General features: G+C 40.8%; 15 protein-coding genes. 9 read left to right on the plus strand and 6 right to left on the minus strand.

Annotated elements, in window-relative coordinates; translation table 11 throughout:
• Positions 1-19 precede the first annotated feature (19 nt).
• Positions 20-1,147, minus strand: a complete 1,128-nt coding sequence (gene fruB, locus TI10_RS03970) for a fused PTS fructose transporter subunit IIA/HPr protein (RefSeq protein ID WP_049581906.1) — start codon at positions 1,145-1,147, stop codon at positions 20-22.
• Positions 1,148-1,793: 646 nt separating this feature from the next.
• Positions 1,794-2,414 (minus strand): tyrosine-type DNA invertase, encoded by a 621-nt coding sequence (locus TI10_RS03975; RefSeq protein WP_049581907.1) that lies wholly within the window; start codon positions 2,412-2,414, stop codon positions 1,794-1,796.
• Between the two features lie 961 nt (positions 2,415-3,375).
• Here TI10_RS03975 and TI10_RS03980 point away from each other — a divergent pair.
• The 7 genes from TI10_RS03980 to TI10_RS04005 all read left to right on the plus strand — a co-directional run bounded on the left by TI10_RS03980 (position 3,376) and on the right by TI10_RS04005 (position 9,702).
• Entirely contained in the window at positions 3,376-4,917 is a 1,542-nt protein-coding gene (locus TI10_RS03980; RefSeq protein WP_049581908.1) for a PTS transporter subunit EIIC, read from the plus strand.
• A 13-nt stretch (positions 4,918-4,930) separates the two neighbouring features.
• Positions 4,931-6,289 (plus strand): 6-phospho-alpha-glucosidase, encoded by a 1,359-nt coding sequence (locus TI10_RS03985; RefSeq protein WP_049581909.1) that lies wholly within the window; start codon positions 4,931-4,933, stop codon positions 6,287-6,289.
• A gap of 50 nt (positions 6,290-6,339) precedes the next feature.
• The gene (locus tag TI10_RS24815) at positions 6,340-6,480 is read left to right on the plus strand and encodes a hypothetical protein (protein ID WP_155416459.1); all 141 of its coding nucleotides are present in this window, start codon (positions 6,340-6,342) and stop codon (positions 6,478-6,480) included.
• A 206-nt stretch (positions 6,481-6,686) separates the two neighbouring features.
• A complete protein-coding gene (locus tag TI10_RS03990; RefSeq protein WP_049581910.1) occupies positions 6,687-7,463 on the plus strand; it encodes a MurR/RpiR family transcriptional regulator in 777 nt (258 codons plus the stop codon).
• Between the two features lie 324 nt (positions 7,464-7,787).
• Positions 7,788-8,261 (plus strand): hypothetical protein, encoded by a 474-nt coding sequence (locus TI10_RS03995; protein ID WP_049581911.1) that lies wholly within the window; start codon positions 7,788-7,790, stop codon positions 8,259-8,261.
• Positions 8,262-8,705: 444 nt separating this feature from the next.
• Complete coding sequence (locus TI10_RS26440) at positions 8,706-8,951, plus strand: helix-turn-helix transcriptional regulator (protein ID WP_336431634.1); 246 nt, start codon at positions 8,706-8,708, stop codon at positions 8,949-8,951.
• Between the two features lie 55 nt (positions 8,952-9,006).
• Complete coding sequence (locus TI10_RS04005; protein ID WP_049581913.1) at positions 9,007-9,702, plus strand: helix-turn-helix transcriptional regulator; 696 nt, start codon at positions 9,007-9,009, stop codon at positions 9,700-9,702.
• A gap of 320 nt (positions 9,703-10,022) precedes the next feature.
• Here the strand turns inward: TI10_RS04005 and TI10_RS04010 are convergent, their stop codons facing one another.
• From TI10_RS04010 to TI10_RS04020, 3 genes are read right to left on the minus strand one after another with little or no spacing between them, the layout of a single operon-like run.
• The gene (locus TI10_RS04010) at positions 10,023-11,276 is read right to left on the minus strand and encodes a PTS ascorbate transporter subunit IIC (RefSeq protein WP_049581916.1); all 1,254 of its coding nucleotides are present in this window, start codon (positions 11,274-11,276) and stop codon (positions 10,023-10,025) included.
• 13 nt (positions 11,277-11,289) lie between these two features.
• A complete protein-coding gene (locus TI10_RS04015; RefSeq protein ID WP_049581917.1) occupies positions 11,290-11,577 on the minus strand; it encodes a PTS sugar transporter subunit IIB in 288 nt (95 codons plus the stop codon).
• Between the two features lie 29 nt (positions 11,578-11,606).
• Positions 11,607-12,050 (minus strand): PTS sugar transporter subunit IIA, encoded by a 444-nt coding sequence (locus TI10_RS04020; protein ID WP_049581918.1) that lies wholly within the window; start codon positions 12,048-12,050, stop codon positions 11,607-11,609.
• A gap of 316 nt (positions 12,051-12,366) precedes the next feature.
• On the opposite strand from TI10_RS04020, the gene TI10_RS04025 reads away from it, so the two are divergent.
• Together TI10_RS04025 and TI10_RS24820 are read left to right on the plus strand one after the other, a co-directional pair.
• Positions 12,367-13,407 carry a LacI family DNA-binding transcriptional regulator gene (locus tag TI10_RS04025; protein ID WP_049581919.1) on the plus strand — a complete coding sequence of 347 codons (1,041 nt, stop codon included), beginning with the start codon at positions 12,367-12,369 and terminating at the stop codon, positions 13,405-13,407.
• A gap of 218 nt (positions 13,408-13,625) precedes the next feature.
• Positions 13,626-13,835, plus strand: a complete 210-nt coding sequence (locus TI10_RS24820; protein WP_139180533.1) for a hypothetical protein — start codon at positions 13,626-13,628, stop codon at positions 13,833-13,835.
• Between the two features lie 23 nt (positions 13,836-13,858).
• Here TI10_RS24820 and TI10_RS04030 read toward each other — a convergent pair whose 3' ends face one another.
• Complete coding sequence (locus TI10_RS04030; RefSeq protein ID WP_049581920.1) at positions 13,859-14,260, minus strand: nuclear transport factor 2 family protein; 402 nt, start codon at positions 14,258-14,260, stop codon at positions 13,859-13,861.
• Between the last annotated feature and the right edge of the window lie 109 nt (positions 14,261-14,369).

Consider the following 14,369-nt stretch of genomic DNA (forward strand, 5'->3'; position numbering starts at 1 on the left):
CACTGCCAACTGGGGGTTTTTACTTACTCGGCCCTTCCCCCAAACCGGAAACAATCGCTTCACCAATGGCAGCTATCGCCTGCTGCGCATCATCGCCATTAGCAGTAACATGAAGCCGATGCCCTTTTTTAGCCCCCAATGCCATGATTTTCATCAGACTACGGCCGTTTACCGGTTGACCGGCGCCATCAAGATTGATGATGGTAATTTCACTGGAAAATTGCCGGATAACATTAACCAACACAGCGCCAGGACGGGTATGTAAGCCATGCTCGTTGCACAGAACAAATTCCCCGTTGGATATCGTGCTCTGTGCCTGTACGCCACTGGTCAGTAATGCCAGCACTGTCGGCGCATCAGCTTTCAGCAAATACTCCGTTTTTTGTGCTAATAACAAGTTACTTAGGTGATGCAACACATTTAGCGGCTGGTCGTCGGCAACCGCAACGGTCAACAACATCACCACCGGTTCGTTGTCCCGCGTGAACAATCGGCTCACTGCCACAGCGCTGGTTAAATTACCGTCGGGACTATCGCTTAGCCAAATGCCCTGCCCAAGATCCAACGGTTTACTGTTAATCACTTTGCTGACAAAGGTCGTATCCACAGCCCCCACTTGCTGTAACCGGCCGGCATTTAATGCCTGTAGCGTCATTAGATCGCGGGCGTTAACATCTAGCGTAATCAGGCTGGTATCGAATTTAAACTCAGGCTGCTGAACTTTTCCCATTAGCAAGCTATGCAGTGCCTGTGCTGATTCAATTGTTCTTAGCTGACTAGCAACACGATCATCGCTCAGAAGGTGTGTTAACTGACGCAGTAACGCCAAATGCTCATCGGAACGTGCAGCAATACCAATAACCACATAACACATCGCTCCTTGATCCCATTCAACACCCTGTGAGAAGTGAAATACCTGTACATCGGTTTTCATTACCAAATCGCGGGTATCTAGTGTGCCATGCGGAATGGCGATACCGTTGCCAAGGTAGGTGGAAATTTGCTTTTCACGTTGCAGCATGCCGTCAACATAAGCATCACTGACGTTACCATTTGCGGCTAGCATGGCCGCCACCTGGCGAATGGCATCCTCTTTACTGGTCGCAATTGCACCAGTATGGATATTGTGCAGAGCCAACTGGAACATAATTTTCTCCCTATTGCCAAAAATAGAATCGTTTCAGTTTACGCAGAGAAAAAAGCATTAAGTCCAATAAAAAAGAAAAAGGGATAAAAAAACTGAAACGTTTCAACGAGTGTGTAACATGACTAATTTTCATTCAATACTTATGTGAAATAAAATCGCAATTTTTTGAGATTACTCACATTTTTCCTGCCATCGTTTTTGCCTACCTCCCAGCCCAAGGGGTTTCGTAAACCAATAACTCACTTTCCATTCACCAATCCTCCTAAATTGATACAGGATTACGTCAGCACGGGTAATCAAAGAAATAAGTTATTAAATAAAAATCAGTAATACTATTAACATACTATTTAAATAATTCCAATATAACAATACAACCATTTATCTACTGACAGATTATTATGCCATTTTGAACAAAAATTAATCCATATTAAGCAATTAAGTTCAGGAAGCGGCTTCAAAAAAACCTTTTGAAAAAAGGAGACAAGGCTGATGAGCAAATTAGGTTCGCTGGATTGTAAAAAGGGAAGCTAATACTACAGAAATGGGGCAATAGTTAAGGAACTTTCAGCATGAGAATCTTAAAAGTCACACTATTTTAAGATGGTCTTTATGTATGCGCCTGTTAAGGCGCATACATCAGAATCACTTATTCAATTGAACAAGCATTTTCCTTTGGGACATAATCAAAGTGTAATTCTCGCTGCCGATTCCTTTTCACACCCCAAACACCGTGGAAACGCTCTGCATTACTGGCGGTATACCGTACAGTATGGCGAATATTACTGTGCCCAAGATAATCTTGTATCAACCGAGTATCTATCCCCCTATCTGCAAGCGCAAAACCGCAGGCATGGCGCAACATGTGCGGATGCGAATCTACGGAAATATTAGCCAATCGTCCTAATTGACTAATAATTTGATAAATGCGCTGGCGAGTTAGCGGTCTCCCGGTACGTGACAGAAATAACCAATCACTTTCTGCCCCCCGAAAGGTTTTACGGACTTTAAACCACTCCCTGATCGCTTGGATTTCATAGCCCAAAAGAGGATGAATAGTAGAAAATCCGCCTTTTAAACGTCGGATATACAAACTTCCATCTTCCAAATCCAGATCAGATAACCGTAGATACCTGGCTTCACTGACACGTAAGCCATGAACAAAACTCATGTATACCAGACAATAGTCGCGCTCCCCATTAGGGCTCTTCTTCGCCATTTCCAGCATTCTTTCCACTTCGTATTGCGTTAGATGTCTTCGTTGACCCATTATGGTCTATCCCAAATATTCTTTATTTCAACGCATGTAACACACTGCATTATCTGTAACTGATTAAGACCCGGAACCAACCCTAAATCCCCCATAGTAATTAAACCTGCGCCAGAATGGCGGCAGATGACTGGATGAAACTTCTGTTTCTGTACTTGATCTATGCTCAAGCTGCGTAACGGATAGATATTCAATGTCTGCTCTCCGGTAATCCCCCTATTCTTACCATCACTAGATCAAAAGAAAAATAGTGATTCAATTAACCGACTCCCACCAAATAAGGCTTTTGGCTTGAATTACCAACAAAAATCGCTGCGATAGGCCCAATAACCATTTTAACAAAAGACATGTCAGTCAGATTGATTTCTGGTTCAAATCACTAAGGAAGGATGTTAATGCAGCAATGTTTGTCGGCTTCCGATAAACATTTATACCCGTCATCTTTCAAGTTGCCTATTTGTTGGCTGCACTCGCTCACCCCGGTCACATAGTTATCTATGCTCCCGGGGATTCGCTCCTTTGCCGTCGCGATGCATCTTGAAATCCATAGGGTATAATCTCTCTATCTTTGCCAGAGAAAACCCGGCAGGCAACACATTTAACAGACTGGTAACACTAGTAGACGATCCTCTATGCAGAATGATCTGGTATATCAGCTAGATACAACATTCAATTTTTCAAATCATCACCAGATTTTAGCCATGTCACCACCGTAATTACTCTTTTACTACCTAAACTCCAAGCATTATGACTCATAATTGTCCTCTTCTGCCAATCCTTTGTAACAAAAATTGATTTGCGAATGTACTCACACGTTTAAAAGTTACATGTTACTTTTTCAGTCATTTGTTATTTAAAACAATCAGATAAGTGTCATTTTACCCTCCTGAGCTGTTATTCTTAATCTGTCTCTTTAGTTTTATGTAATCGAATAATATCTATAGCAAGGAACAGAAGTTTAATGAAAAGGATCATTAATGCATTGCAAAACCTTGGCAAATCTTTGTACGGCCCGGTGTTAATTCTCCCTATCGTTGGGCTATTTATTGCTTTTGGCAATGTATTGGGAAACGGCAACCTTGCAGAATATTTTCCATTTTTAAACCATTGGTTAATTCAGCAATCCGGGAAATTGATCTCCCAATCTGCTGTTTCAATATTGAGCAATCTGGCGTTGATTTTCGCTGTTGGAATTCCTATTGGGCTGGCAAAACGCAATAAAGGTTATGCCGCCCTGATCGGCTTGGTTACTTTCGTCATTTTTATCAACGCTATGCACGTCACTTTAGCATTACAGGGAAAATTGGCGCCAGAAACGCAAATGCGCAATGTTGGTCAAGGTACAGTGCTAGGGGTGCAAGTGTTAGAAATGGGTGCTTTTGCCGGGATACTGATCGGTGCGCTGGCGGGTTATTGCTATAACCGTTATTCGTCAAAACAGTTTAATGGTGTGATGGCAATTTATTCCGGGCACTGTTTTGTCGCCATTCTAATGATCCCGCTGGCTGTTATGTCGGGCTACTTAATGAGTGATATTTGGCCCTATGCACAACGGGGCATCAGCGCCCTTGCTCACGGTATTCATGAGTCCGGGCCATTTGGAGTCGCCATATATGGCTTTCTGGAGCGTATTCTGATCCCCTTAGGTTTACATCATCTGGTTTATACGCCCTTTTTGTATACCGAATTAGGGGGCATTGCTGAGGTATGCGGCACTGTTCATCAAGGAGCGCGTAATATCTATTTTGCTGAAATGGCCTGCCCGACCGTACATCAACTCAGTAACAGTGTGGTATGGGATGCACGAGGGATCAGCAAGATGTTTGGCCTGACTGCCGCTGCACTGGCAATGTATGTCACTGCCCGCCCAGAAAAGAAAAGCGCAGCAAAAGCTGTTCTCATCCCTGCCGCTACGACCACTTTTTTATTAGGCGTGACAGAACCACTTGAATTCTCTTTCCTGTTTGTCGCTCCGCTACTATTTGGCGTTCATGCCGTGTTAACTGGCTTAGGTTTTATGCTGTTTTATCTACTCGACGTACATGCTATCGGCGCTAATGGCATAATCGACTTCATACTGTACAACTTACCGCTCGGCACCGAAAAATCTAACTGGCCGATGTATATCGCCGTAGGGCTAATCATGTCGGTAATTTATTTCTTCGCATTCCGCTTCCTCATTTTACATTACGACCTGAAAACCCCCGGACGAGAAAGTGACGATCAGGAAACACGCCTCTATAGCAAGAAACAGTATCAAGTTGCTGATGATGACAAACCGGGACAACAAATCATCTGCGGTTTAGGTGGTACAACGAATATTGTCACTATCGACAATTGCTACACCCGACTGCGTATAACGGTACATGACACCACGCTCATTGACGAAAACAAGCTTAAATCGACTGGCGCAAAAGGTGTCATCTGTCAGGGAAATAACGTTCAAGTAATTTACGGTCTGCACGTCAAAAAGGTGCGTGAAGCCGTAGAAGAAGCACTTTAACAGGAGCACAAATATGGCTAACTCCTCTTTCATTTTAACTATCGCCGGCGGCGGTAGTACCTATACGCCAGGTATTGTAAAAAGCCTGATGGTACGGCTAAACGACTTCCCATTAACGGAAATTCGTTTGTACGACATTGATACTCACCGGCAAGATACTATTGCGCCGGTAGTGGAAAAAGTGATACGTGAGCATAGCCAGACGATTCGCTTTGTCGTAACCAGCGAGGCAAAAACAGCCTTTAGCGGCGCCCACTTTGTCTTTGCCCAAATACGCGTTGGTCAGTACAAAATGCGAGAACAGGACGAAAAGATCCCCTTACGCCACGGCGTAATTGGTCAGGAAACCTGTGGTCTTGGCGGATTGGCTTATGGCCTACGTACTATCATGCCAATGGTGAAATTGATCGATTTGGTGGAGCGCTACTCAGATAACGCTTGGATCGTAAATTACTCTAACCCTGCCTCTATCGTTGCCGAAGGAATACGCCGTTTACGTCCACAAGCTAGGGTACTCAATATCTGTGATATGCCAGTGGCCGCTATGCGCAACATGGCAGCAATTTTAGGTGTGGATCGCCATGATATTACCGTCGATTACTTTGGTCTGAACCATTTCGGCTGGTTTACCAAGGTATGGGTGAACGGAAAAGATCATTTGCCTGAATTGCGTCGTCATATCGCTCAGCATGGCCTGCTGACTGCGGATGCAGCACAGACAGATCCGCAACATTCTGATCCGTCATGGGTTAAAACCTGGCGGAATATCAAGCCGATCATGGACCATTTTCCTGATTATATTCCTAATCCCTATTTACAATACTATCTGATGCCAAACCACATTGTTGAGCGCCAAAATCCTGACTATACCCGCGCCAATGAAGTAATGGACGGTCGCGAAAAGAAGTTGTTTAAAGCAGCGGATGAATTTAAACGCACAGGCATTTTGCCCGACGCTTTCCACATCGGGGTACACGGCGCTTTTATTGTTGATGTAGCATGTTCACTGGCTTTTGATTTGCGCCAGCGCCATCTGGTGATTACCGAGAACAGAGGCGCTATCGCTAACTTACCTTATGATGCAATGGTGGAAATACCTGCTTACATTACCGCTCAAGGCCCTGAACCGGTGCGTATAGGGAACGTACCACAGTTTCATCAGGCGCTGCTAGCGCAACAACTGGCTTCAGAACAGTTGTTAGTGGAAGCGGCATTAGAAGGTAGCTATGAGAAAGTGCTGCAAGCATTCACACTGAATCGTACCGTTCCCACTATGCAACAAGCCAAAGCGATTCTGGATGAAATGATCGCAGCTAACCAAGGTTATTGGCCTATACTTAACCAAGCTTGGCGCCACGGTGAGGCAATTTAACCCATATTTAACCTATAATCTGCCTTTCTTGCATAGGAAAGAAGATTTTTATGCGAGCCGGCTCACTGTCCGGCAATCACTGTCTTGAGGAGATTAAAAAAATTCACCACAATTCGATTACCAAGCATATAGCGGAGATGTTTGATAAATCTCTCTATTGCCTTCGACTGGTCGGCAAAATCAATATTTAAGTTATTGATGCTATACCCTATGGATTTCAAGATGCATCGCGACGGCAAGGGAGCGAATCCCCAGGAGCATAGAGAACTATGTGACCGGGGTGAGCGAGTGCAGCCAACAAAGAGGCAACTTGAAAGATAACGGGTATATAAGAATCAGCAAGATCAAAAACACTATGGATATGGCAGTTTATCTGCCTATTATCACTGGATAAATAATGGATAATCGGTTAGCACCTCTATTACAGCGCAGCGAAAGAATAACTCGCGCGGAATACCGCGTATTATCCTATTTAACCGCGCATCCATTGTTAATTGGGCAGATTACAGTACGTGAGCTGGCAAAAGCCACGTTCATTTCTCCCGCCACGATTATGCGTCTATGCCAGAAACTAGGATTTAGTGGCTATAGTGAATTTATTTGGTACTGCAAACAACTGCTGTCCGGTGGAATGTCCATTTCCGGGAATACGCAACCTCATCATGATGAGATAATTCCTGATGCATTTGAACACTTCGTAACTAATTACCGTAAAACTTTCACGTTGGTCACACCAGAAAGAATGTCGTGTTTTAGTACTCTGCTTCGTGAGAAAGAAAGCTTTTTTCTCTATGGAGCTGGTTTTTCCGGGCTATTTGTCAATTATTTGACGCAGAAATTACAAGTACTAGGGAAAACGGCTTTTAGATCCAGTCCGGGAGATAGCAGTAAGATCTTCCTAAATAATGCGATGAAATATGAAGTTTTTATTGCTATCTCTCGCAGCGGTCAGACAGAACAGGTATTGGATAAAGTACGCATTGCTCATAATATTGGTATGACAGTCATTGCATTTACCCGCTCATCTGTTAATCCATTGGCTTCACTGGCTGATGTGCACTTTGCACTGTATGACGAGGCAATTTATTTCGATGCGGAAATCAACGAAATCACTTCATTCGAATCTAATCTAATCATGCTCATCGATTTATTATTATTACAGGCAACGTCTTAATTTACGAACAAAAACCATACAATATGATTTCGATAGCCAAGGAAAATAAAAATACAAGAAAGGATGTTAACTATTAAATCAAACCAGCATAAAACGATTTAAATAGTTTTAGTACTAAACAATACTGATGTTTATATCTTCACACATAGAGGTATTTTTACGTAAAATAATAAACAATTTGATTAACAGATATAGGTAAAAATCGATAAATTTCATTTTTATACGAATTAATTATTGCAATCTGTTATATAATCAGGTTATTTTAAATAAAATCAGTAGAAAAACTCTTCAGATAATAATTCAAATACTCATTAAGGAGTTGTCATGTTAAACATAAAAAACAAAAAAAATAATATCACTCCGCAATTAGTTTACCTATGGAAAAAAAACCATAATCTTTGGGGAGCTAAACATTGCCAGTCAAAATTTATCTATGCCAATTCGTTTTTTTGCCAACCACTCAACTTATCTGAAAATTTTGATATTACCGAACTTTCAGCAAGTGAATTACCGGCACCTATTACAGAATATGAAGATTCACAGCGCTGTATTGGTACTCTATTTCATGTAAATAAAACAAAAGTTTTTTCTCTAACCTGTCGGTTTTATGGAAAATTACTAGCAACTATTATAGGTCAAACACCATCTAAACTTTTTACTCAAGTTAAGCATGCTATTATTTTCCTATTTTTACAAAAATACACTAACCAAAAACCAGAGGGATATCGTTGTCTTAACGACTTTGAGCTCAACGCACCAGAAAAATTGTCGCAACAAGAAAGCATAATGTTTTCCTAAATCAAAATATTACATGAATATGACTAGAAAAAATTCGACTATTTCTCTACAAGTAATCAACACCTTGGAAGCAAGCAATGAACCGTGGGGAATAAAAGATAAATCTTCCTGCTTTCTCTATGGTAATGATGCATTAATTAAACTTCAAAATATAAATGCCAACTATGACTATGAAGGTAAATACGATAGTGACATTCCCTGGAGGGGCAATGAATTTTCCAGAAATTTTATTACACATGATTTGCAGATAATAAAAATGGAGAAAATATTTTATCATTAGAGACACATGTATTTGGCCGAGAGAAAGTTTTATCCTCTTATTTTCAGGAAAAATTTCCACTCTATGATGATAAAAATGAATGCATCGGTATTATTTTCCATGCCTGGGCAGTCCAGGATAATTCAATAACTCGGCTATTTCATAGTAAACTACCTGCTTCTATTATGTTTAAATCACCGACTCACCTCCTTAATGAACAGGAGTGGGAAATTGTCTTTCTATTTCTGCAAAAATATAGTAGGGCACAAATCTGTCAATTACTTAAAATTTCAGATAAAACCATAGAGGAATATATAAGAAAGATTTATAATAAATTGAAAGTTAACTCAGATTCACAACTGGAGGAATATTGTCGACTAAATAGTTTTGATCTCTATGCGCCAAAAAGGTTCTTATTGTCTTACTTATAAATATCGTCTATTTATTCAAATTTTTTATAAGGTAATAATGTTATAAAGGTCAAATATGAGTCAATCAGGATGTAAAAAAGTCCCTTTTATTACTCCTCAATTAACTAATATGTGGGATAAAAGCTCAGAACCGTGGTTTGTAAAAGATAAGGAGTTCCGCTTTATTTATGCAAATAAAATGTTCATTAAAGCTAATAAGCTACCTGAAGGTTTTAATATTATTGGGTATACCGATAAAGAATTACCTTCACCAGTTAATCAATTCGCTCATCTTTTTGAGGAACATGATCATAAGGTATTGCAGGGTATGCAACGGATATCATCTATTAGCACTTTCCCTCAAGCCAAAAACGAACAAGCTACATCCTATTTCTGTGATAAATATCCATTAATGGATGAAAATAAGCAGTGTATTGGCATAATTTCTCACGCCAGAGAAATACATAACTTTACCGTATCTCATTATATGGAGAACAATATTCCTATATCAATCCGATTTCAACAACCTAACAAGGTATTAAAAGAGAAAGAATGGATAGTCATTTTTTTATTCTGCCGTGGCGTTAGCAATAGATATATCGCTGACGAAATGAAAATTTCATATCGCACCGTGGAAAAATATTTCGAAAGTATCTATGAGAAACTATCAGTTAACTCAGCAATTGAACTAAGAATACTTTGCAAAGAGAATAATTATGACCTTTATATTCCCCCCAAATACCTTCAATCCATAGGCCATATTTTGCTATAAATAATCGATTTCATTACTACATATTTCTCTCTGACCTGTTTAATTAACCTGAATTTTGCTTAGATTCCCCCTAACTGATATATGGATAACAATTTAACAAATTAAAATAAAGGGCTAAAAACGTGACTAAATAATCATTTTTTTGAAAATTTACTTTCTTATTTCTGTCGAAGACTTTATATAAAAAACGGTGAAACCAAGAGATTCTCATGAGCATTGATCGATGCCTTATCATGGTCAAATGGTTTACATCAACATTTTGGCAAGAGACAGGGTGTTTATAACCCTGTTTCAATGCCAAGATCCAGATACTTCCACAATCAACGAACAATAATCCCTAACAGAATGCCCAAGGCGCCAAAGTCAGCATCGCTGAATGTCGTGTTGGCAATACCTATATCCCCCAAAACGGGTAACAGGAACACGGGTAAGAAGGTGATCAGAAAGCCCTGAGCAAAAGCCCCGAGAATAGCGCCTCTACGCCCCCCTGTCGCATTACCAAAAACCCCAGCCGCCGCACCAACAAAGAAGTGTGGCACAACACCGGGAATAATAACCGTCATACCTAGTGCATACAGTATAAACATACCGATAACACCAGCCACAAAACTGCTCAAGAACCCGACTAATACTGCATTAGGCGCGTAAGGGAAGACAACCGGGCAATCTAACGCTGGTTTAGCATTTGGCACCAATTTGTCAGAAATCCCTTTAAATGCGGGAACGATTTCTGAAATTACCATCCTCACACCTTGCAGAATAATGTATACACCCGCGGCAAAAGTAATAGATTGCATTAGCGAGAACATAAATCCATTTTTCCCACCACTAACTTCTCTCACAAAATCACCACCAGCGAATAAACAACTGATCATGAAAATAATCGCCATCGTAAAAGAGATAGCAACCGGTGTATCACGCAGAAACAGCAAACTTTTCGGAACATTCATTTCTTCCGTTGAATGCGCTTTATTTCCCAGTTTGCTGCCGATAAAACCAGATAGAACATAGGAAAGCGTGGAAAAATGTCCAATCGCAACGTCATCAGAACCTGTTATTTTCTTCATATATGGATGGGCAATCGCCGGGAAAAAAACCATAGCAACACCGACAACCACAGAACCAATAGCCACTAGCATCGTGCCTTTGATCCCTGCTGTTGCTAAAATCACTGCAACCATCATGGACATAAATAATGTGTGGTGCCCAGTCAGAAAGATAAATTTCCACGGGGTAAAACGTGCAATCAAAATATTAATCACCATAGCAAAGAGCATGATCATTGCCATTTCTTTACCAAAACTTTTTTGCGCAATGGAAACAATTGCTTCGTTGTTTGGTACTACTCCCTGAATACCAAAAGCATGTTGGAAAATTTCAGCAAAACCCCCCAATGAAGAGACGACTAATCCAGCCCCCGCCCCCAAGATCAAAAACCCCATAATGGTTTTTATCGTGCCTTTGATACATTCAGTCACCGGTTTCTTTTGCACGATCAAACCAATAAGCGCAATAAGACCAACCAAAATCGCAGGTTCTGATAGGACACTCATCAAAAAATGGAAAAATTCCATGATGTCCTCCTGCTTACAATGCGCCAAGTTCTACTAATGCCACGGACAGACGTACTTTCATTGCCGATTTATCCACCATATTGTCCAGCGCAACAATTTTGCCATCGACTGCCTGAACAACCAGTTGTTCCGCAATATCTTTAGTACCGACAAAAATGTCGCTTTGAGTTGCCTTTGCCGACCCCAGATCGACGTGATCAACACTGGCATCGATTCCCATCTCTCTGAGAATATTTTTAATACTCATTTCCATCATCAAGCTGGTACCTAACCCATGTCCGCAAACGACAGTGATTTTCATACTATTTCCCCATAGCAAAAAATAACGACTTAATACTTGTTGATCACGGTAAGAATCTCTTCTTTACTTTTGGCACTCATCAGCAATGCGACATCTTGCTGATTATCAAACAGCTCAGCAAGCTGAGCGATCACTTCAACATGACTATTGCTGTCAGTTGCTGCTAAGACAATCAACAATTTAACTGGATCATTTTCACCAGAACCAAACTCCACTCCTTTACTAATCACAGTCAACGCTAAAGCTAATTCGTTAACCCCTTCCTCCGGTCTGGCATGCGGCATAGCAATTCCCGGGCCGACAACATAATAGGGACCAATTACCTCATGGGAACGATAAATAGCATCAACATAACAGGAAGAAATGGCGCCATTTTCCACCAAAGGTTGACAAGCAACCGCGATTGCTTCGCGCCAATCTTTAGCATCAGAGATCACTTGGATCACATCTTGAGTAAGTAACGTCTTTAACATCAATTTCCCCTGATTAAAACCTCACTCCGCTCTACCTTCTGTCTTCCGTCTTCTGTCCTCTGTCTTCTGTCCTCTGTCTTCTGTCCTCTGTCTTCCGTCCTCTGTCTCCCATCCTCTGCCAGTGATATTAATCACAAATGATAGCGCTATCTATGGTCGTAACTCATTATTGTGATAGCGCTATCATTTGTTATCCGATTAATTCACCAAAAAGCGAAAGTACATTCATGGTTTTTTCCCACGAATTGCCTGAGATCGGGTAGAATCCCAACGTCAAATTCATAGCCGTTAATTAAAAAAACAGAAAAATATTTTGATGAGAAAGACACGAAAACGCCGTAATACAGGGCGAGTAACATTACAAGATGTTGCTAAGTATGCCGGTGTCGGTTCAATGACAGTTTCACGCGCATTGAGAACACCAGAAATGGTATCGGATAAATTACGAGAAAAAATTGAACAAGCCATACAGGAATTGGGATATATCCCAAATGGCGCTGCCGGCGTACTTGCTTCCGGTCAAAGTAATATTATCGCGGTACTTGTACCCTCACTGACAGATAAAGCCAGCGCTACATTTATACAGTCACTGCAACAAGTGCTCAATAAACATGCCTTTCAAGTTTTACTTGGTTGTCATGAATATGACCATAATAAAGAAGACAAAATTATCATGACACTACTGCAAAGCAATGCCGCAGCACTAGTGATTTTTAGTTCGCAATTAGCAGATAAAACCTACAGCAATATTTCTCATATCAATATTCCCATTATTAATGTTGCTGGTTCCCATCAACAGCAGACAGCAATTAATATAGCAACCGATTTTTCTGCGGCCGCCTATACGTTGACTGAACATATGTTAAATAATGGCCGCAAGCATATCGGTTATATTGGCGCCCAAATGGACAGCCGTTTACGCAATCAGCAAATTAATGGCTGGCATAAAGCCATGCTGCATCACTATCAGAATGCTGACCAAAATATCACTACCTCAGATACTGCCAGCATGCAATTTGGCCGCCAGGCAATTACTGAGATGTTATTACGTCAACCTGAACTGGAAGGTGTTATTTGCAGTCACGAAGTGATTGCCTTAGGCGTCATATTTGAATGCCAGCGGCGTCTACTTAAAATACCCGCTGATTTGGCTGTTGCTTGCCTGGAAGGTTCAGATAACTGTGACCACACAAAGCCAACACTGACATCAATTCGCATTGATTATCCCCAAATAGGCAGGGACACCGGAAAGTTGCTGATAAAACTGCTCAATCAACAAGGTGAAGATGAAGCAAAATATCAAAACAACCAATATCACCTATTTTCGTATAAGTTCGAACCTAGACAAAGTACGTAATAAAAATGAATCAATTCTGCAACTTACTGAAATCCACCTTAATTGCAATTGCAGATAAATCTGACACAGGTTGCAGGCATATTTACCTTCCGCGCAGTATAATTTTGCTCCTTTTCCATTACTTGGTATCTGTTATTTTATGAGACTTATTCCTGTATGTTTTCTTATCATCACACCGCTAGCTCATGCACTCACCTTAAGTAATACCCACTGGCAGATTGAGATTAACTAAGGATCTCAGCTTGCCGGGGGCGGGTTTTGATTATGGTAGCCATGTGATTTCCGTGCTCTTTGCTAACCCCTTTAATAATGCATTAACGTTTACCCCTGATGATAACGGCATAGGCATGACAACAACGTATCAGTTTACACGCCTTGATCCTACTCCTCCCGTTTTGCTACCACATGCTATTGTTTGGCTCAGTTAATATTAAAAGCATGATAACCGATGTTACCGAATGGAATAATCTGCATGAGCACGCTCAATTTGAAGCGTATCAGAAGTTTGTTGTAATTTAACTAATTGTCCATCCCGTACTGTCCATATATGAACGAAACGAGCAATGAATCGTTTGCCACGCTTCACCCGTCCCAAATAATTACCCAGAACAATGACATGATCGTCTGATTCAAAATACTCAGAATTGTCCATAACAAACTCATCTATATCATTTAAAAATGGCACAAAGAAATTATTTAATATATCTTCAATCCCTTCATAAACTCCACCATACCGAGATCCTTGAGTAACATCCCAAATAATATCATTCGCCATGATCTGGCGAAGAACATCAATATCACCCATAGAGTCATAAAAACGGCGAACAATAGAGACACTTAATGAATCTGACATTATTATTCTCCTTCAAATTATCCTGCAATGAAATATGACCGGCTCTTATAAAATGAGCCGGCCGGATATCTTGGGGACGTTCAACCATAAAACGCCATTGGCGCTTTAA

The sequence above is a fragment of the Photorhabdus luminescens subsp. luminescens genome (assembly GCF_001083805.1).
GTDB classification, from domain to species: Bacteria; Pseudomonadota; Gammaproteobacteria; order Enterobacterales; family Enterobacteriaceae; genus Photorhabdus; species Photorhabdus luminescens.